This is a genomic window from Arthrobacter sp. BGA-UO-ETr-C19 (assembly GCF_059568005.1).
The window spans coordinates 155387-175052 of sequence record NZ_JCAQPC010000008.1; the positions used below are offsets into that span (position 1 = coordinate 155387).

At 65.6% G+C, this 19666-nt stretch carries 19 protein-coding genes; 15 read left to right on the forward strand and 4 right to left on the reverse strand.

Translation table 11 applies throughout. From position 1 onward, the window contains the following. Positions 1 to 76: 76 nt before the first annotated feature. From AC57BR_RS03745 to AC57BR_RS03795, 11 genes are all read left to right on the forward strand, one after another. Positions 77 to 1201: a Gfo/Idh/MocA family protein gene (locus AC57BR_RS03745; RefSeq protein ID WP_496358415.1), complete on the forward strand. Its 1125-nt coding sequence runs from the start codon at positions 77 to 79 to the stop codon at positions 1199 to 1201. After that, the gene (locus tag AC57BR_RS03750; protein WP_496358416.1) at positions 1198 to 2001 is read left to right on the forward strand and encodes a hypothetical protein; all 804 of its coding nucleotides are present in this window, start codon (positions 1198 to 1200) and stop codon (positions 1999 to 2001) included. Before AC57BR_RS03745 ends, AC57BR_RS03750 begins: the two co-directional genes overlap by 4 nt. A gap of 95 nt (positions 2002 to 2096) precedes the next feature. Continuing rightward, the gene (locus tag AC57BR_RS03755; RefSeq protein ID WP_496358417.1) at positions 2097 to 3422 is read left to right on the forward strand and encodes an ABC transporter substrate-binding protein; all 1326 of its coding nucleotides are present in this window, start codon (positions 2097 to 2099) and stop codon (positions 3420 to 3422) included. Between the two features lie 12 nt (positions 3423 to 3434). Continuing rightward, entirely contained in the window at positions 3435 to 4397 is a 963-nt protein-coding gene (locus AC57BR_RS03760) for a carbohydrate ABC transporter permease (RefSeq protein WP_496358418.1), read from the forward strand. Beyond that, on the forward strand, positions 4397 to 5290 hold the full coding sequence (locus tag AC57BR_RS03765; RefSeq protein ID WP_496358419.1) for a carbohydrate ABC transporter permease: 894 nt from the start codon (positions 4397 to 4399) through the stop codon (positions 5288 to 5290). The genes AC57BR_RS03760 and AC57BR_RS03765 overlap by 1 nt, the downstream gene beginning before the upstream one ends. 57 nt (positions 5291 to 5347) lie before the next feature. Continuing rightward, positions 5348 to 6100, forward strand: coding sequence for a sugar phosphate isomerase/epimerase family protein (locus AC57BR_RS03770; protein ID WP_496358420.1), 753 nt, complete (start codon positions 5348 to 5350; stop codon positions 6098 to 6100). Then, positions 6097 to 7227, forward strand: a complete 1131-nt coding sequence (locus tag AC57BR_RS03775) for a Gfo/Idh/MocA family protein (protein ID WP_496358421.1) — start codon at positions 6097 to 6099, stop codon at positions 7225 to 7227. The genes AC57BR_RS03770 and AC57BR_RS03775 overlap by 4 nt, the downstream gene beginning before the upstream one ends. Positions 7228 to 7235: 8 nt before the next feature. Next, complete coding sequence (locus AC57BR_RS03780) at positions 7236 to 8423, forward strand: Gfo/Idh/MocA family protein (protein ID WP_496358422.1); 1188 nt, start codon at positions 7236 to 7238, stop codon at positions 8421 to 8423. 2 nt (positions 8424 to 8425) lie between these two features. Further along, the gene (locus AC57BR_RS03785) at positions 8426 to 9427 is read left to right on the forward strand and encodes a sugar phosphate isomerase/epimerase family protein (protein ID WP_496358423.1); all 1002 of its coding nucleotides are present in this window, start codon (positions 8426 to 8428) and stop codon (positions 9425 to 9427) included. Between the two features lie 130 nt (positions 9428 to 9557). Beyond that, positions 9558 to 10448: a TolB family protein gene (locus AC57BR_RS03790; protein WP_496358424.1), complete on the forward strand. Its 891-nt coding sequence runs from the start codon at positions 9558 to 9560 to the stop codon at positions 10446 to 10448. Positions 10449 to 10452: 4 nt separating this feature from the next. Further along, positions 10453 to 11469, forward strand: coding sequence for a Gfo/Idh/MocA family protein (locus tag AC57BR_RS03795; RefSeq protein WP_496358425.1), 1017 nt, complete (start codon positions 10453 to 10455; stop codon positions 11467 to 11469). A gap of 34 nt (positions 11470 to 11503) precedes the next feature. Here AC57BR_RS03795 and AC57BR_RS03800 read toward each other — a convergent pair whose 3' ends face one another. Next, entirely contained in the window at positions 11504 to 12547 is a 1044-nt protein-coding gene (locus tag AC57BR_RS03800; RefSeq protein WP_496358426.1) for a glycosyltransferase family 4 protein, read from the reverse strand. A gap of 178 nt (positions 12548 to 12725) precedes the next feature. On the opposite strand from AC57BR_RS03800, the gene AC57BR_RS03805 reads away from it, so the two are divergent. Next, the gene (locus AC57BR_RS03805; RefSeq protein ID WP_496358427.1) at positions 12726 to 13460 is read left to right on the forward strand and encodes a DsbA family oxidoreductase; all 735 of its coding nucleotides are present in this window, start codon (positions 12726 to 12728) and stop codon (positions 13458 to 13460) included. A 125-nt stretch (positions 13461 to 13585) separates the two neighbouring features. Continuing rightward, on the forward strand, positions 13586 to 14236 hold the full coding sequence (locus AC57BR_RS03810) for a TetR/AcrR family transcriptional regulator (protein WP_496358428.1): 651 nt from the start codon (positions 13586 to 13588) through the stop codon (positions 14234 to 14236). A 20-nt stretch (positions 14237 to 14256) separates the two neighbouring features. On the opposite strand, the gene AC57BR_RS03815 is transcribed toward AC57BR_RS03810, so the two are convergent. Both AC57BR_RS03815 and AC57BR_RS03820 read right to left on the reverse strand, forming a co-directional pair. Next, the gene (locus AC57BR_RS03815) at positions 14257 to 14931 is read right to left on the reverse strand and encodes a LytR C-terminal domain-containing protein (RefSeq protein WP_496358430.1); all 675 of its coding nucleotides are present in this window, start codon (positions 14929 to 14931) and stop codon (positions 14257 to 14259) included. Next, the gene (locus tag AC57BR_RS03820; protein WP_331569966.1) at positions 14924 to 15223 is read right to left on the reverse strand and encodes a type II toxin-antitoxin system VapB family antitoxin; all 300 of its coding nucleotides are present in this window, start codon (positions 15221 to 15223) and stop codon (positions 14924 to 14926) included. Before AC57BR_RS03820 ends, AC57BR_RS03815 begins: the two co-directional genes overlap by 8 nt. Positions 15224 to 15371: 148 nt before the next feature. Here AC57BR_RS03820 and AC57BR_RS03825 point away from each other — a divergent pair, with 148 nt between their 5' ends. Both AC57BR_RS03825 and AC57BR_RS03830 read left to right on the forward strand, forming a co-directional pair. Further along, on the forward strand, positions 15372 to 16301 hold the full coding sequence (locus AC57BR_RS03825; RefSeq protein ID WP_496358432.1) for a Cof-type HAD-IIB family hydrolase: 930 nt from the start codon (positions 15372 to 15374) through the stop codon (positions 16299 to 16301). Positions 16302 to 16430: 129 nt separating this feature from the next. Then, a complete protein-coding gene (locus AC57BR_RS03830; RefSeq protein ID WP_496358433.1) occupies positions 16431 to 18017 on the forward strand; it encodes a stealth conserved region 3 domain-containing protein in 1587 nt (528 codons plus the stop codon). A 90-nt stretch (positions 18018 to 18107) separates the two neighbouring features. Here AC57BR_RS03830 and AC57BR_RS03835 read toward each other — a convergent pair whose 3' ends face one another. Beyond that, complete coding sequence (locus AC57BR_RS03835; protein WP_496358434.1) at positions 18108 to 19019, reverse strand: phosphodiesterase; 912 nt, start codon at positions 19017 to 19019, stop codon at positions 18108 to 18110. Between the last annotated feature and the right edge of the window lie 647 nt (positions 19020 to 19666).

The following is a 19666-nucleotide window of genomic DNA, read 5'->3' on the forward strand; positions in this document are numbered from 1 at the left end:
TAGGTTGAGCTGTGAGCCGCACCACGACGAAACAGGGCGGCGGGCAGAGCTTTTTTCCGGCGATTACAAAGAGGTAATGACCTTGTCGAGCCAGCACCAATCAGCGGCGCCCCTTGGCGTCGGCATCCTGGGCGCGGGACCTGTTACACAGGCAATCCATCTTCCGTCCCTGGCCAGGCTCACCGACATCCTGGAGGTGCGCCACATCATGGACGTGGATCCGGCCGTGGCCGAATCCGTCGCCGGCCGGGTGGGGGCACGCTTCAGCACCAGCATGGAGGAACTGCTGGCCGATGCCGGTGTGGACATCGTCGCCATCTGCAGCCCGCACCAGTTCCATGCCGCCCAGGTGATCGCCAGCTGCCGGGCGGGCAAGAAGGCGGTCCTGTGCGAGAAGCCGTTCGCGATGACCGGGGAGGAAGCGGCCGGCATCTCCGCCGTCTCGGCCGAAACCGGTGTCCCCATCATTGTCGGAGCGATGCACACCTTCGATCCGGGCTGGCTTGCGGCGGAGGCGGCCTGGGAGGATCTGCCGGAGCAGGTCCACACCATCCGCTCCTCCATCGTCCTGCCGCCCAACCCGCGCTTTGAGGACTTCGCCACCGAGATCGTAGGCCGGGTTCCCGTCCCGTCCCAGGACCTCACCGACCCCGACGTCATCAGGGCCATGCTCCGCGGCGGCGTAATGGGCCTGGCTATCCACGATCTTCCCCTGGTGCGGCGCTTTACGCCCGATTTTGCCTCTGTGGAGGTCCTGCACGCCGAGATCCTGCGCCCTTTCGGGTACGTCATCTCCCTGCGGGCAGGAACTGTGGCCATCGAGCTGCGTGCGGCTATGAACGGCACCTGGGAACCGTCCTGGGTGTTCGAAGCAATCGGCAACGATGCCGCGCTGAAGATCGACTTCACTCCGTCCTATGTCCACGCCGGTTCTGCGGTCGCCCGAATCCGGAAAGCCGGGCAGACGACGGTTCTGGGCCCGTTCGGCCATAACGGCTACGAGGGCGAATGGCGCAAGCTCGCGGAACTGGCCCGCGGAACGGGACAGCCGCCGTCGGCCGAAACACTCATTCACGATTTGGAGTTCGCTTTGTCCATCGCCGACGCCGCCGTCGGCCTTGTTGACACAGAGGTCGACACAAGCCCGGTTGATGCTGGCAGTGCCGCCAGCTCCGCCGCAGACCAGGAGGTCAACGCATGACCACGCAGCTGTCAGTATTCGCGGACCCGAAGGCCGAAGCGGCCGGCGCGGTCTCCGCCGTAGTCGCTTCCCTTCCCCTCTCCTTTGGTCCTGCTGCAGCCGCTCCGGACGTCATCGCCGTCCCGGGTCACGCCGGCTGGACGGGACGGGCGTCCGAGGCCATCCGGAACGGCGCCAGGGGCGTCATTGTGTCGGCCCCCGTGGCGGAAGACGTGTCCGCACTCGCGGGCACGGCGGACAACGCCGGCACCACGGTCGTGCTCGACCAGCCGTGGGCAGGAAACGCCGCCCTCGCCGGAGCCAGCTTCCACACCGTCTTTGCCGATGCACTGGCCGACGCCGTCCTGCTCGATTCCGTCGCCATCGCCGCTCCAGGCACGGATCCCCTGCACCTGCTGACGGAGCAGCTGTCCGTCCTGCTGCAATGCGGCATTGAACCGCAGGACCTGCGGACCGTCCAGCGCAACGCCAACGGCTACACCCTGGCAGGTACGTTGCCTGGTGGCGCGCCCGTCGCGCTGCAGGGCATCCTCTCCTCGGCACTCCCCGCAACTGCCAGCATCACGATTCTGACCTCCGCCGGCCGCGCCGACGTCGTCCTGCCGGACCCCGCAGCTGCCTGGCCGGCAGAAGTGCGCGCCGTAACGTCAACGGGAGCGACGACGCTTCCCACACTGTTCGAATCGTCGCACCGGACCAGCTGGTCCAGGGCCCATGCCCACATCGCCACCGGAACAACGGCCAATGACCTGGCGCGGTTCGCCGCCGTCACTGCCCTCCTTGACCAACTCAACCGCTAGAGAGCACCACAGCAATTCCCGTTTCAGAGCCACAATCCACTCATTGTCGAGAAGGGTCCGGACGCTGTCAGTCCGCATCCTGAAAGGAAACCATCGTGTCTGCTAAACCCTCCATCGCATCCTCCGCCTTTTCCCGCCGGGGATTCCTCGGCTTCGCCGCCGCTGCCGCTTCCGCTCCCCTCCTGGCCGCGTGCGGCGGCGGATCCGCATCACAGGGTGGGGGCGGGGCCAGCGGGACTGTCAAGTTCTGGGATATGCCTTGGGCCACCCCGGCATACAACGACGCCGCCAAGGGCATTGCCGAGGGGTTCTCCGGTGCCAGCGGCAGCAAGGCCAGCTACCAGATCATCCAGTGGAACAACTTCTACCAGACCTTCTCCTCGGCCATCGCCTCCAAGACCGGTCCCGCCGTGTCCACGGGCGGCGGCTTCCAGGCGTTCCAGTTTGAGCAGCAGGGCCAGATCGCCTACGCCGACAAGGTGATCGAAAAGCTGAAGGCCAACGGCCAGTTCGACGACTTCCTGCCGGGCGTCCTGGATCCGTTCAAATCGGACAAGGGCTACGTGGCCGTCCCGTGGCAGCTGGACATGCGCGTCTTCTGGTACCGGAAGTCCCTGTTCGAGAAGGCGAACGTTGCCCTGCCGACGGACTGGCCGTCCCTCTTGGAAGCGGGCAAGGCACTGAAGAAGGTCGGCGCTTTCGGGTTCACCACCGGTGCTGGCGCCGGCAACAACTACGCCAACCACTCCATGATCATGATGATGGTCAACAATGGCGGCGGCGTGTTCAACAAGGACGGCGAACTGGACCTTCTCAACGACCGCAACGTCGAGGCCATGGAGTTCGTCCTGGAACTGGTTTCCAACGGCATCGTCGATCCTGCCGCCGTCAGCTACACCACCGACAATATGTCAGCGCAGTGGAAGGACGGCAAAGCAGGCTTCGGCCTGTTCCAGGTGAACGTCCCACAGCGGGTGGGCGACACCTCCGGCGACCTCCTGGTGGCCGACCCCATCACCGGCCCGCACGGGGACAAGGCGACCATCGTCTTCCCGAACAACATCATGATGTACACCAACACGCCCTCCCAGGACGCTTCCGAGGAGTTCCTCGTGTACTACCTGGGCCAGCTCAAGCAGCTGTGGCAGAAGAAGCTGATGTCCGCCCTGCCCGTCTTCAAATCGATCACCGAAATCCCCGAGTTCGCGAACGACCCGAACAACGTCAAGATCGTGAAGGACTGGCAGCCCATCGCCAAGACCTTCGCTTCCCAGGGCAACACCCTGAACGCCAACCTCGCCGCACTTGACGGCGGACAGGCGCTGAACCAGTTCAGCCAGACCATCATCACCGGAAAGGCTGATGCCAAGACCGCGCTGCAGACTTTCCAGTCCGGCCTCGAATCCGTCCTTAAGAAGTAAGCGGTCCCTTCCATGGCACTCACTACAGCTCAAACCGGCCTCAGCCGGGCCCGCCGGGGAATTTCCCCCGGCGGCTCCGGTGCCGCCCCTGGAAAACGCAAGAGCAAGCTCTCAGCACAAACCACCAGGACGTTCTTCTGGCTCCTGCTGCCCTCGGTCATTCTGCTCGTCCTCATCCACGGCTACCCCCTCATTCATGCCGGTGTCCAGGCCACCCACGACGGCAACCTGATCGAAACAGGCAACTTCGTTGGCGGGGAGAACTTCGCCACCGTCCTGTCCTCCCCGGCTTTCTGGAAAGCGGCGCAGTTCACGCTTTGGTTCACCATCGTGGGCGTTTTCGGCTCGTGGCTGGTGGGGCTGGGACTCGCACTCCTGCTGAGGACCAAAATCCCGGCCGGCGGGACCTTCAAGGTCCTGCTGCTCCTGCCCTGGGTGGTGCCCATCGTGGTGTCCTCCACCGCGTGGAACTGGCTGGTGGCCACCCCGGACAGCCTGATCCCCTCGCTGTTCCGTAACCTTGGCCTGGGAACGCCGCTGTTCCTGGCGGACCCCAACCTCGCCGCCATTACCGTGATGGTCTTCAAGGTCTGGGTCAGCTTCCCGTTCATGATGATGATGATCTCCGCAGCCCTGGCCTCGGTAGACACCACGGTGTACGAAGCTGCGAGCATGGACGGCGCCACCCGCTTCCAGCAGTTCAGCCAGATCACTCTTCCGCTGATCGCCCGGTCCACCTACATCTCCTGGATCCTGATGACGATCTTCTGCGTCAACGACTTCCCCACCATCTACCTCCTCACCGGAGGCGGACCGGTAAGCGCCACCACCTCACTGGTGGTCCTGGCCTACCGCACCGTCTTCCAGGACTTCGCCACCGGCCCCGGCGTGGCCATCGCTTTCCTCATGACCATGACCCTGGTGGTCATCTCCGTTCTCCTCTACCGCCAGATCCGAAAGTCGAGTGTTGAATAATGAGCGCAGCAGTCCACGCCCATCCCCAATCCGGCCCGGTTCTGGGAGTCACTGACACTGACCCGAAACGCCGCGCCCTCTCAGATGCGGGCCAGCGCGGCCGCTGGTGGCGGTTCACCCTGATCCTCATCATCACCGCGATCGTCCTGGTACCCATCATGGTCACCGTGCTCCTGGCCTTCACCCCCGGACCGACCAGTACCGCCACGGGACTGACCTTCGAGAACCTGGCCAACGTGTTCTCCGGGACCCTCGCCGCGACGTGGCTGCAGAACAGCCTCGTCACCACCCTTTCCACAGTGGTGGTGTCCGTGGCCGTGGCCGCACCGGCCGGCTACGTCCTCTCCCGCGGCCGCAGCAAGGCAGTCTCGGGCTACTCCCTGCTGCTGTTCGTGATGCAGTCCCTGCCCATCATCACCTCCGTGGTCCCGCTGTTCATCCTTTTCGCCGGCATGGGCCTGGTGGACAACCTGCTGGGCATCACCATCATCTACGTCGGCTCCACCATGACCGTGGCCACGTGGATGATGGCCGCCTACTTCGACTCCATCCCCATCAGCCTCGAGGAAGCATCCTGGATCGACGGCTGCTCCGTCTTCGGCTCTTTCACCAAGGTGGTCCTCAGGAACTCGCTGCCCGGCATCCTATCCACTGCAATCTTCGCCTTTCTGCTGGCCTGGAACGACTACCTCGTAGCCATCGTCTTCCTGCGCTCCAACGAAATCTTCACCCTCCCGATGGGCGTGCAGTCCTTCTTCCAGCAGAACGCGACGGACTGGTCGTCCGTCATGGCCCTCGCCGTGGTCATGATGCTCCCGCCCGTCATCGTCTTCGCCACCCTGAACAAATACTTCAGCGTCGGCGGCATCGGCGGATCCCTCGCCGGCCGCTGAGGCCGCCACTGACTCCGAACCATTTTCGAGAACACCCAACTCCCGCAAAGGAACGAAATGTCTTACTCACTCCAGCTGTACACCCTCCGCAACGCGATCCAGGAGGACCTGCCGGGCACCATCCGGAAGGTGGCGGAGATCGGTTTCACGCAGGTGGAGCCCTACAACTTCGTGGCCACGGCCAAGGTGCTCGGCGCCGCCCTGAAGGAGAACGGCCTGACCGCCCCCTCCGGCCACGCGCCGCTGCTGAGCCAGGACCAGGACGAAATCTTCGCCGCCGCCAGGGAACTCGGCATCACCACCGTCATCGACCCGTACCTGCCGGCCGAGCACTGGCAGAAGGCCGAGGACATCCAGGCCACCGCAGCCAAGCTCAACGCCGCCGCCAAGAAAGGCTCCGAATACGGCATCCGCGTCGGCTACCACAACCACGCCTGGGAGCTGGAGTCCACCATCGAGGGCCAGACCGCCCTGGAGTACTTTGAAGGGCTGCTGGACCCCGAGTTGGTCCTCGAAGTGGACACCTACTGGGTCGCCGTGGGCGGCCAGGACCCGGTGGAGATCCTGACCAAACTGGGCGACCGGGTGAAGTTCATCCACATCAAGGACGGCCCGCTGAACACCGACACCAAGGCCCAGCAGCCGGCAGGCCAGGGCAAGATCCCGGTCTGGGATGTCATCGGCGCGGCAAAGTCGCTGGAAGTCGGCGTCGTGGAATTCGACGACTACTCCGGGGACATCTTTGAGGGCATCACCCAGTCGCTTGCCTTCCTGAACTCCGCAAAGGCCACCGAAGGAGCGCAGGCATGAGCGGCGCCGCATCCACGCCGTCTTCCCTCCGGGGGCCGGTCGGCGTCGGCGTCATCGGCGCCGGCAACATCAGCAAGCAGTACCTGGACAACCTCACCGTCTTCCCGGACCTGAAGGTCCACGTCATCGCCGACCTCTTCGAAGAGGCGGCCGAGGCGCGCGCAAAGGAATACGGCATCCCGGAATGGGGCGGCGTGGACGCCGCACTGAACCATCCCGACGTCGAAATCATCGTCAACCTGACCATCCCGGCCGCCCACGTGGAGGTGGCCACCGCCGCCGTCAACGCCGGCAAGCACGTCTGGACCGAGAAGCCTTTCTCGCTGGACCGCGAATCAGGGCTGGGGCTGCTGAAGACGGCCGACGCCGCGGGCATCCGCCTCGGCACCGCACCGGACACGTTCCTCGGCGCCGGCCTGCAGACCGCGCGCCGGCTCATCGAACGCGGGGACATCGGCACGCCGCTCACCGCCATGACCACGTTCCAGACCCCCGGACCGGAGTCATGGCACCCGAACCCGGCATTCCTGTTCCAGTACGGCGCCGGCCCGCTGTTCGACATGGGCCCGTACTACCTCACGGCCCTGGTCCAGACCTTCGGGTCTGTCCGCAAGGTGGCCGCCGTCGGGTCCAAGGCCAAGGAAGTCCGCGTCATCGGCTCCGGTCCCAAGGCCGGCGAGGAATTCACCGTGGACGTTCCCACCCACGTCTCGGCCATGGCCCAGTTCGAAAGCGGCGCCTCGTCGCACAGCGTTTTTTCGTTCGAGTCGCCGCGCCAGCGGATGGGCTTCGTGGAGATCACCGGCACCGAGGCCACCATCTCGCTCCCGGACCCCAACTTCTTCGACGGCGACGTCCGGCTCTGGCGCGCCGGCGATGAGGACTGGACGGTCATTCCGGCCACCGGCCCCGCCAACGGCCGTGGCATGGGTGTCCTGGACATGGCACGCTCCATCCGGGCCGGCGTCCCGCACCGCGCCACCGGCAACCTCGCCTACCACGTCCTTGACACCATGGTCTCAATCTCCGAGTCCATGGAATCGGGAACGTTCATCGACGTCGAAAGCACCGCCCCCGCGTCCTCAGCCCTCCCCGAGGACTGGAACCCCACCGCCCTCACTCTCTAGGAATACCAATGACTTCCCACGAATCACCCGGCACGCCGCCGGGAGCCAAACGCCCCTTGGGTGTGGCGATGATCGGCTACGCATTCATGGGCAAGGCCCACTCGAACGCCTGGCGGAACGTCGCGTCCTACTTCGATGTCCCCGCCTTCGAGCAGAAAGTGCTCGTAGGCCGGAACGCCGGTCAGGTCGCCGCGGCCGCAGCCAAGTATGGCTGGACCGAGTCGGCGACGGACTGGCGCGCTGTCCTGGAACGGGACGACATCGACATCGTCGATATCTGCGCCCCGGGCTGGATGCACGCCGAAATCGCCATCGCCGCACTCGAAGCCGGAAAGCACGTTCTCGTGGAGAAGCCGCTGGCCAACACCCTCGCCGAGGCCGAGGCCATGACCGCCGCGGCCCAGGCGGCGCGGGCCCGGGGTGTGCAATCCATGGTCGGGTTCAACTACCGCCGCGTCCCTGCGCTGGCACTCGCCCGGGAGCTGATCGCGGAGGGCCGGCTCGGCACGGTCCGGCATGTCCGGGCCGCTTACCTGCAGGACTGGCTCGCCGATGCCGGATCACCGATGACCTGGCGGCTGAACAAGGAAACCGCCGGGTCCGGGGCGCTCGGGGATATCGCGTCCCACGCCATCGACCAGGTCCTGTTCCTCCTCGGCGACGCCGTCACCGAGGTCTCCGGCCGGCTGCACACCTTCACTTCCGTCCGGCCCGGAAAGCAGGGGCCGGAGGAGGTGACGGTCGACGACGCCGCCTGGGCAACGCTGACCCTCGCCTCCGGGGCCATCGCCTCGGTCGAGGTCTCCAGGGTGGCCACCGGCCAGAAGAACTCCCTGAAGCTGGAGATCTACGGTGAGAAGGGCACCATCCTCTTCGACCTGGAGAACCTGAACGAACTCGGCTTCCTGGACGCCACGGTTCCCGTGCGGGAGCAGGGCTTCCGCCGGATCCTGGTCAATGAACCCGAACACCCCTACCTGGACGCGTGGTGGCCGCAGGGCCACATCATCGGCTGGGAGCACACGTTCACGCATGAGATCCGCGATTTCCTGGCCGCGATCGGCAGCGGCGAGGCGCCGTCGCCGTCGTTCGAGGAGGGCCTTGCCGTCCAGCGCGTCCTCGCCGCCGTCGAGGAGTCGGCGGCAGCGAAAAGCTCACTGATCCAACTCAGCACCTCCCCAACCGAAGGAGCCTGACCATGCCCCGCCCGTACACCCTGTTCACCGGCCAGTGGGCCGATCTCCCGTTCGAGGAAGTCGCCAGGCTCGCGTCCGGCTGGGGCTACGACGGCCTGGAAATCGCCGTCTCCGGCGACCACCTGGACGCCTGGCGCTGGGACGAACCCGGCTATGTCGAGTCCAAACTCGCCGTGCTGGAAAAGTACAACCTGAAGGTCTGGGCGATCTCCAACCATCTCAAGGGCCAGGCCGTGTGCGATGACCCGATCGACTTCCGCCACGAGGCGATCGTCGGGTCCAGGGTCTGGGGCGACGGCGACCCCGAAGGCGTCCGCACCCGCGCCGCCGAGGAAATGAAGCACACCGCCCGGCTCGCCAAGGCCCTCGGCGTGGATACCGTCGTCGGGTTCACCGGCTCCTCCATCTGGCAGTACGTGGCCATGTTCCCGCCCGTGCCGGAGAAGGTCATCGAGGCCGGCTACCAGGACTTCGCCGACCGCTGGAACCCCATCCTGGACGTCTTCGACGAATGCGGGGTCCGCTTCGCCCACGAGGTCCATCCGAGTGAGATCGCCTACGACTACTGGACCACCGTCCGCACCCTCGAAGCGATCGGACACCGCCCCGCGTTCGGTCTGAACTGGGACCCCTCCCACTTCATGTGGCAGGGCATCGACCCTGTGTCCTTCATCTGGGACTTCAAGGACCGGATTTACCACGTGGACTGCAAGGACACCAAGCTGCGATTTACCGGCAGGAACACCGTCATGGGTTCCCACCTGCCCTGGGGCGACCCGCGCCGCGGCTGGGACTTCGTCTCCGCCGGCCGCGGCGACGTGCCCTGGGAAGCGTCCTTCCGGGCACTCACCGCGATCGGCTACACCGGCCCCATCTCAGTGGAATGGGAAGACGCCGGCATGGACCGCCTGCACGGCGCCCCCGAAGCCCTCGCCGCCCTGAAGAAGTACGACTTCCCCGCGTCGCAGACCAGTTTCGACGCCGCGTTCAGCAGCAAGGACTGACCCCGCCGGCCCAAACGCCCCACGCCTCTCCCTTGGAGTTTTTGTACAGATATCGCGAGCAACAGTGCCTTTTGGGGCCGATATCTGTACAAAAACTCCACCGACCACCGCAATCCGAGAGGAGCGCTCAATGATCCGAACCCTTCAGCCCGGCCAGCGGTGCGAGGTCTGGGTGGCCGCCGTCACCGGCGAACGCGAGCTTGTCTTCACCAGCGAGGACGTGCTCCTGGAGGCACCCAACTGGACGCTCGACGGCGCGGCCTTGGTCCTCAACGGCGACGGGAAGCTGTGGACCTTCGACGTTGCCAGCCGGAGCCTTAGCCCGGTCCCGATCACCGGAATCCCGGACCTCAACAACGACCACGTCCTGGACCCCGACGGCGAGCACATCTTCCTCTCCGCCAACGACGGCCACATCTACCGCGCCGCTCTGGCTGGCGGACCGGCCACGCGCATCACCAAGGACGACGGTTCCTTCCACTTCCTGCACGGCGTCAGCCCGGACGGCCAGGAGTTGGCCTACGTCGGTATCGAGGCCGGCGATTTCACCCGGCCGGGCAGGCTGATGACCGTTCCGGCCAGCGGCGGCGCCTGTACCGGGCTGAACGTCGAAGGCCACTGCGACGGGCCCGAGTACTCTCCGGATGGCGAATGGCTGTACTTCAATACGGAGGCCTTCACCAGACAGCCAGGCCACGCCCAGCTCGCCAGGCTGAACACCTCCAGCGGCAGCACACCGGAGCAGCTTCTCAAGAGCGACTCCGTGGACTGGTTCCCCCATCTCTCCCCCGACGGCCGGCTGGCCAGCTACATCCGGTTCCCCGGCGGCACACACGGCCACCCGGCGGACCTGCCTGTCGACGTCGTACTTGTCTCCACGGATAATTGGGACGCGCCGCTGCACACCTGGGCCCTCTTCGGCGGGCAGGGGACCCTGAACGTCAACAGCTGGGCGCCCGATTCCACCCGGTTCGCGTACGTCGCCTACCCGCTCGCCAACTCCGACCCCGCAAAGGACTAAGCACGTGACCAACCACCCCAACGGCACCTCCGACGGGCACATCCGCTGGGGCATCCTCGGCACCGGGTTCATCGCCGGCCTGCAAACGCAGGACCTGGCCGAAAACGGCTTCACGGTGCAGGCCGTCGGTTCCCGCAACCCAGAATCGAGCAAGGCGTTCAGTGAAAAGTTCGCCATTCCCACCGCACACGCAAGTTACGAAGCACTGGTTGCGGACCCGGACGTCGACGTCATTTACATTGCCTCGCCGCACACGTACCACCATGCCCACGCGCTACTCGCCCTGAACGCTGGAAAGCACGTGCTGGTGGAGAAGCCGTTCACCATCAATGCCCGGGAAGCGAAGGAAATCTTTGCCCTTGCTGAGGCCAAGGGGCTCGTGGCACTGGAGGCCATGTGGAGCCGTTTCCTCCCCCACATGATCCGGCTCCGCGAGATCCTCCAGGACGGCACGCTCGGCGAGATCCGGAAGGTCACGGCCAGCCACAACCAGGACCTCCCCAAGGACCCTGCCCACCGGCTGAATGATCCTGCCCTGGGCGGCGGGGCGCTGCTGGACCTCGGCGTCTACCCGGTCTCCTTCGCCATCGACGTCTTCGGCACTCCGGAGAAGATCCGGGCCAGTGCTTCCATGACGGCAACGGGCGTGGACCGTCAGACCGCGGCGATCTTCGAATACGCGCAGGGACAGCAGGCACTCGTGGACTGCGCCCTGGACACCGCGTCAAACAACCGGGCAGCGGTTATTGGAACAGAGGGGTGGATCGACATCGAGTCCACCTGGTACAACCCCACGCCCTTCACAGTGTTCGACGTTCAGGGGAACGTCCTGGAGAAGTTCGATCAGCCGGTGACCAGCCGGGGGATGCAGTTCCAGGCCGCCGAAATGGAACGCCTGGTCAGCGAAGGCGCCACCGCGGGCACTGTTCTACCCCCGAGCGAGACCGTGGCTGTCATGGCCGCGATGGACGAGATCCGCCGCCAGATCGGTCTCAAGTACGACGCCGATGGGACCCACTGACTGAAACTGTCGAGTATCTCCCAACGGCCGCTGGCTAAGTGGCCTGAGCCCGCTGCCCCGGAGCCTGTCCGCCCACCATCTGTTCATAGAGCGCCAAGTGGTCCGCCACCATGCGGGCCGAGCTGAAGCGCTGCTCCACCGAGGCGCGGCAGGCCTCCCGGCTGAGGCCTGCGGCTTGGGCGGCGAATCCGGCGAGCTGTTCAACGCTGCCCAGGTACCCCGTGATGCCGTGCTCCACGATTTCAGGAGCCGCACCGGAGGGAGTCCCCACAACCGGCGTTCCGGTGGCCATTGCCTCAATCATCACGAGTCCGAACGGTTCCGGCCACTGGATCGGGTTCAGGAACGCGAGCGCGCCGCCCACCAGTTCGTACTTTTCGGCGTCGGACAGCGGCCCCGTGAACTCCACATCGGGCCCCAGCGCCGGCTTGACGACGTCGTCGAAATAGCCCTGCTCCTCGGGCCCCTGGATCCTGGCGCTGATGCGCAGGGGGATTACCGCGGCACGCGCGATGTGGATTGCTTCGAGGATGCCCTTGTCCGGGGACATCCGTCCGACGAAGCACAGGTATCCGCCGTTCCCCTGGCCCACCGGAACGGACGCCACATCCATGCCATGGTGGATCACCTTCGTCACCGGGACTTCCGGCGACCGGCTGACCTGGTCACGGGAGATGGCTATGATGCCGGTGGTCTTGCCGATGGCGCTGTACAGGTCCACAGCCTGCGGCGCCAGGCGGATGTGGATGGTGGTGACCACCGGGACGCCGGCCGGCCGGTGGGCATACAGCGGTCCGCTCATGGTGTGGTCGTGGATGATGTCGACGCCTGCCATGCCGTCGTAAGCCCTGATGATGTGGCTCAGCTCCGACAATGCGAAACCCATATCCGCCGGTTCCGAGGGACGCATCCGCGGAGCCAGGGGAACGGGACAGGTGCTGTCGGCCGGGGCTGCCAGCAGGACGTCATGCCCGGCCGCGGCGAACCCGCGCGCAAGGCTGTCCACCACCCGTTCGGTGCCGCCGTACCCGGGCGGCGGAACCGGGATCCATGGTGCCGATATCAGTCCAATGCGCATCTTGCCTCCCACGAATGTACGGCCTGACCGCCGGGAGTTAGTCCAAACAATATGGCCGGGCCTGCCGCCAGACAAGGGCTGCGGGAAGCCGGGCTCCCGCGCAAAAGGGGCCGGCCGGCGTGACCAAAGCAACTGTCTGCGCAGGAATGCCCAGGAGGGCCCGGGAGTTGTCGCAGGCATGAAGATTGAGATCTGGTCAGACGTCGCATGCCCCTGGTGCTATATCGGCAAGCGCCGGTTCGAGGCCGCCCTCGCCGAGTTCCCGCACCGCGACCAGGTGGAGGTTCAATGGCGCAGCTACCAGCTGGACCCGACCCTGCCCGAACACTACGACGGCACCGAACTGGACTACCTCAGCACGCGCAAAGGCCTCGCCCCCGCCCAGGTCACGCAGATGTTCGACCATGTAGCAGCCCAGGCCAAAGGTGAGGGCCTCAGCTACCGGTTTGACGCCGTCGTGGTTGCCAACAGCTTTACGGCCCACAGGCTGATCCATCTCGCTGCCGCGCACGGCAAGCAGGATGCGGCCAAGGAGCGGCTGCTCAGCGACCACTTCGAGCACGGCAAGGACATCGGCAGCCCCGAATATCTCGCCTCGGTTGGCGCGGATCTTGGGCTCGACGCAGACGACGTTGCCGAGCTGTTCAGCACCGACAAGTACGCCGACGACGTCCGCCACGACTTCGCCGAAGCCCGCGCCCTGGGCATCAGCGGCGTTCCGTTCTTCGTGATCGACCGCAAGTACGGACTGTCCGGAGCCCAGCCCGCGGCGAGCTTCGCCATGGCCCTCGAGCAGGCCTGGCAGGAGTCGCACCCGCTGGTGATGGTCGGCTCCACCGAATCAGGCGCCGACCAAGGCAGTGCCAGCGCGGCAGGTGCCGAGGCGTGCGGCCCGGACGGCTGCCCCGTCTGACGCTGCCGGAGTTTTTGTACAGCCGAGTTTTTGTACAGATATCGTCCCCTGGAGGGCGTTTAGAGCCCGTTATCTGTACAAAAACTCGGCAATGGTTTGATGACAGATCGGGGTAAAGTGTCCCTATGCCACGGATTTCGGCCCCCAGCAACGCCGCTCAACGCGCCGAGACCCAGCGCCGCATCCTGAACGCCTTCGGTGAGCTCCTCTTCTCCCACGGCCTGCCCGGGCTCACCATGACGGACGTCGCCCGGCACGCAGGGATTGGCCGCACGGCTGTCTACAACTACTACGCCGACATCGAAGAGCTCCTGATCGCCTACGCGCTCGTGGAGACGGAACGGTTCATGACGGGGCTGCGCGAGTCCCTGGCCCGGCTGGACAATCCGGTGGACCAGCTGGCCCTGTACGTGCGTGCCCAGGTCGAGGATCTCAGCCGCCGCCATCTGCCTCCGGGTCCGGCCATGGGCTCAGTCCTCTCGCCGGCGTCGTTCGCCAAGCTCGCGGACCACGTGGGCGGCCTCAACGACATGCTGCAGGACATTCTTCGCGACGGCATGGACCAGGGCTACTTCCCGATGGCCGATCCCCTGCAGCAGGCGCAGCTGATCCACGGCACCCTTTCCTCCAGCGCCGCCCGCGGCGGCGACGCCACCGAAGATCTGGAGGACAGGATCTCCCGGACGGTCCGCTTCATCCAGTTGGGCGCCGGGGCAAGGTTCGACGACGGCGGCCGCCCCCTGCGCCTGCAGCCACCGGCCGCTGCGGCTGGCTAAGGATCAGCCGGCGCCGAGAATCAGGGCTTGGCGCCCTGGGTGGGCATGACAGGCCACTGCGAGTCGTCGGCGACGCGCCGGCTTTCACGCGGGCAGCTGAGCTGGCCCGGCGTCTGGTCAACAAGCTGCGGCTTGACCAGGCCGCGGTAGTCGCTGGTCAGGATCACATCCACGCTGGCGTCCTTGCGCCCGTCCTGGAAGTAATCGGAGCCCGGCAGATTCCGCTGGACGGTGAAGGCCGCCGACTGTCCGGCGGCACCCGAGACGATTGCCGCCACGCCACGGTATCCGGTCTGCGTGTTGGCCACGGTGCCAACAACAAACTTCCGGGCTTTGAATTCATTGGCTGCCGCCTTAGCCAGGCCGTTGCGGCTCGTGGCGTTGAGGACGTTGACCTTGACCTTGGCGGGCGGCGTGTAGTCGAAGGTTGTGGCGGGGCAGACGGAGGAGTTCTGCTGGGCCTGGATGGCGGACGGAAACTTGATCTGCCCGCTCATCACACCCATCGCCCCCATGATCCCCGCGACAATGAGGCCCAGCAGCAGCACGAGCACCACACCGTGCAGGATCCGGCGGCGCAGCCGTCCGGGGTTCTCCGTGTTTTCGTCGTCGTCGACGAACGTGGCCCTGAGCTCGGGGCCGGTGATGACGCGGTGACCGTGGAGAACAGTCAGGTCCTTGGGTTTTCTAGCCATCGATCACAAGCACCCTTGCATGTATCGCGGTGCGCTGGTGGAGTGCCGTCCTTACCGCCCGGTGCAGGCCGTCCTCCAGATAGAGGATGCCCTGGTACTGCACCACGTGGGGAAACAGGTCGCCAAAGAAGGTTGAGTCCTCGGCAAGGAGCGCTTCAAGGTCCAGGGTCCGCTTGGTGGTCACAAGTTCATCCAGCCGCACGGGACGGGGCGGAAGCGCCGCCCAGTCTTTGGGGGTACTGAAACCATGGTCGGGGTAAGGGCGTCCCTCGCCCACAGCTTTGAATATCACTCTGTAAGCGTATGCAACTGGCCAGTTCAAGGGAATGTGGAATCAGCGCGCCGCGGGAGGTTGTAGCCAAACAGTAACTATGTGTCACATGCCGGCGCCGCCCGCCGTCTGGGCGGATTGGCCAGCGCCGGGCTGACAGAATGGAGCCATGACTGCACCTTCAGTGAACCCCGCCACCGGGTTCGGCGCCCACACTCCGTCGGCACCCGCGCTGGCCCTTCTCCTGGACGTCGACGGGCCGGTCGCCAGCCCCGTGACCAGGGATGTGAAACCGGAAATCATCGCCGATCTGGTGGCACTCGCAAACGCCGGAATACCAGTCATCTTCAACACCGGGCGCTCGGATACGTTCATCCGCGAGCAGGTCATGGCGCCCATGATCGCAGCCGGAATGCCGGGCGGCACGCTGATCCACGCCATCTGCGAAAAGGGCGCCGTGTGGTTCAGCTACACGGCTGCCGGCCCCGGCCCCATCCACGTGGACCACGAGCTTGCCGTGCCGGCCGCCTATGGCGACGATGTCCGGCGGATGGTGGCCGAGGACTACGCGTCCCACATGTTCTTCGATGAAACCAAGCGCGCCATGGTGTCGGTGGAGCAGCACATCGAAGTGCCCAACAGTGAGTACCTCGCCGAGCAGAAGCTGTTCGATGCCGAGGCCCTGGAGCTCATGGAGCGCCACGGTTTCGGCGTCGTGCGGCTGGAACACCACGCACCGAACTCCGACGACGAGATCGACTACCGTGTGGACCCCACCATCATTTCCACGGACATTGAGTCGGTCCGGCTGGGCAAGGACCTTGGCGCGAGCCGCGCGGTGGAGCTCCTGGCGGCCCAGGGAATCACGCCGCAGGCCTGGCGAACGGTCGGCGATTCCCGCACCGACTACGCCATGGCCGACTGGCTGCACCACAACGACCACCCAGTGAAACACGTCGACGTCCGCCCCGCGGACGGTGTCCCGGCCAAGCCGTACGACGTCCTCACCGCCGCTGACCTGGGTCTGCCGGCAACGGTCATCCACGACGACGCCGGGGCGGCGTTCCTGTCCAGCTGGCGGCAGGCGCTGCTGGGCTAAGCCCGCTGCCGCGGCAAGCGGGGCGGGGCGGGCCACCGCCCGGCCGCCTGCCCGGGATGTTTAACCGGCAGGACTATCATGCAAGTAAGACTTCACCCCTAGCAGCTTGGGAGAAACACCATTACCGACGTGACGGTTCAGGACGACATCTACTACGGCGGTCAGGCATCCGAGGATGTACCCGCACTCGCGGAAGCAACGTCTCCGGCGGCTGTGGCGCGCCTCAAGCACCGCCCCGACGTCGTACGCCGGTCAGGCCGGTATGCGCTGATCAACGACACACGGACGCCCTACCAGGCCATGGTGGAGGACCTGCTCTTCCTGCGGAATGTGCTGGACGGGGCCGGGCTGGATTACCTGCTGGTCCGGGGCAACAACGATCGTCCGGTGATCGCCCTTGACTGGAAGGACCGCAAGAAGCTGCGGTCCGCCCTCGTTGACGCCTGCCGGAACGAGCCGTTCTACTCCATGACCGTGGACGCGAAGAAGAAGACATCCGTCCTGGTGGCCGACGGCGAACTCTCCGTCAACCGGCAGGCACGCATCTTCCGGCTGTACCGCCCGCGGGTGGAGCCCAACGGCGGCTTCGAATTTGGTGCCTCCGCCGGCGTCCAGGTGGAGCTGTGGAGCTTCATGGGCAACGAAGTAATCCTGCCGATCGAGAACTCCCTGACCCGCCGCACCATGATGGCGCACGACGCCGTCCGCGGTACGGTTGAGCGCTATGGCCACACCTGGCCCACCATCGAGAACATGTTCGCTGACCACGCGAGCGACATCAGCTTCGACATCGACATGGTCTTCTCCTGGGTGGACGGGACCTCCCCGGAGTACATTGCCGCCCGCCGCGCCCGGCAGGCCGGGGCTGTCCTGGGCGAGGGCGACGACCACGAGGCGCGCTACCGGCAAATCAATGAGCTGAAGTACGCGCTCCGGTCGGTGTACATGTTCGCGCCGTGGGTCCGGCGCATCTTCATCGCCACGGACTCCCCCGCGCCGGAATGGCTGGCCGACCACCCGTCCGTGACCATTGTCCGGAGCGAGGAGTTCTTTGCCGACCCGTCGGTGCTGCCCACGCACAACTCGCAGGCCGTGGAGTGCCAGCTGCACCACATCGAGGGTCTCTCCGAGCACTTCCTCTACTCCAACGACGACATGTTCTTCGGGCGGCCGGTCGGCCCGGACATGTTCTTCACTCCGGGTGGCATCACCAAGTTCATCGAAGCGGAGACCCGCATCGGCCTCGGCGACAACGACGCCGAACGCAGCGGCTTCGAAAATGCCGCCCGGGTCAACCGGAAACTGCTCTGGAACCGCTTCGGGCGGATCACCACCCGCCACCTGGAGCACACGGCTGCGCCGCTGCGGCGCAGCCTGGTTGCCCAGATGGAGCAGGAATTCCCCGCGGAGTTCGCAAAAACTGCCGCCAGCACGTTCAGGGCCGCGGACAACATCTCCGTGACGAATTCCTTCTACCACTACTACGCGCTGCTGACGGGCCGGGCCGTAACCCAGACGGCAGCCAAGGTGCGCTACGTGGACACCACGCTCCGGTCGGGACTGAACTACCTGCCCAAGCTGCTGACCAAGCGCAACATGGACTTCTTCTGCCTCAATGACGGCAGTTTCCCCGAGGTACCGGCCGGCGAACGCGCCGAGCTGGTGACGGACTTCCTGGAGAAGTACTATCCGATCAAGGCGCCCTGGGAGAAGTAGGCTCCAAAACGCCGAAACCCCGCCGGATCTGACCAGTTCAGGTCCGGCGGGGTTTTCCGCAGGTACTGACGCTATTTCCGGGTGAGCCCTCTATTTCCGGGTGAGCATGGGGCGTTTGGCCCCTTCCGGGATGCGGATTCCGGCTGCTGCCAGGCGGCGTTCCGTCTCCTCCGGGGTGACATACTCGCCCACAGTCGGAGTGGCACCCAGCGGCACCACGGAATGCACCACCGTGTGCTCATAAACGTGCACCAGGTTGAACGCCTGTCCGCCATCGCGGCCGCGCGTGCCGCCCACCGGAACGTTCAGGTCCTGGGTGTAGCACGTCGCCGAGGCCACGGACACAGGGATGCCGGCGAAGCTCGCCGTCGTGGAGTAATGCAGGTGCCCGGCGAGGATGCTGCGGACATCCGAGTTCCGGACCACCGCTGCCAGGGACGCCTGGTCGCGCAACTCCACCAGCACCGACAGGTCCAGCACCGAAGGAACCGGCGGATGGTGCAGGGCGAGGATCGTGCCGTCGGGGGCGGGGGTCTCCAGCTGCCCGGCAAGCCAGTCCAGCTGGTTGTCGCTGAGTTCGCCGTGGTGGTAGCCGGGCACGGACGTGTCCATGGTGATGACCCGCAGCCCGTTGACGTAGTAGCTGTGGTCGACGGGATCGTCGTTGCCGTGCTGGTCGAACAGGCCGGCGCGGAAATTGGCCCGGTTGTCATGGTTGCCCATGGCCCAGATGACCTGGGCGCCGAGGTCCCGGCATGCGGGCTCCACGACAGCGCGGAGCTTGGCATAGGCCTCGGGGTCGCCCTTGTCCGCCAGGTCACCGGTGAAAATCACGGCTTCCGGGTGCGCGCCGGAGGCCTGAACCTCATCAAAGAGCTGGATCAGGCGGGCTTCGCTGTCAACTGCGCCGTATAGGGGGTCCGGACCTCCCAACAGGTGGGTGTCACTCAGGTGGAGTAGAAAATGGCGTGGCCGGGGGTGCTCGGCCTCGATGAGCTCCATTGCTGCCTTCGCGGTAGTTAGGAAGCGGGGCGCCTCCTGTGTCCCTCTCAGTACCTTCCATCCAACCAGATAAAAAGCGAACTAGGGGGAAACGGGAGTTGGCATGTTGAAAAATTACAACACCGCCGCCGCTCTCAGGCTACCTTCCTCGCTTTCGTTTCCTTGCGCGGTCACCGTCCGATGACCGCTTCATTAATTGCCGCGCATTGTTCGATTTGCCGCATTCCGCCGTACCTGACGGACAGTGGGCTATGCGCCCGGCAGCTTCGCCGCAGAGAAGTAGGGGGAACTCCCCCGGATAGTTCCGGGCGGAATGCTCTTCCGGAAAGTGCCCGGCTTACCGTGCCTGGGGCCGCTTGAAAGAAGGACGACGGCGTGCTGCCGCGCAGGGCGGTCCAACCGCCCATCCCGTACGGTACAGCCCGTACAGCCGCCGTCGGCGGACGCATCCGCCGCCGGCACTGCATCGCCCGTAGGGCAACCATAACCCGGGCGCGTTCCGTCGGGTGTCGGCGGAATCTTTTGGAGGGAAGTCACATCGTGCTCTCTCGCCGGGTGCATGTCTGTCAGTAATGACAACATCTTTGGCCTCTGTTGCATTCCCTGGACCTCTCCACCATTTGGCTTTCCGGTATGCGGACGGCCCG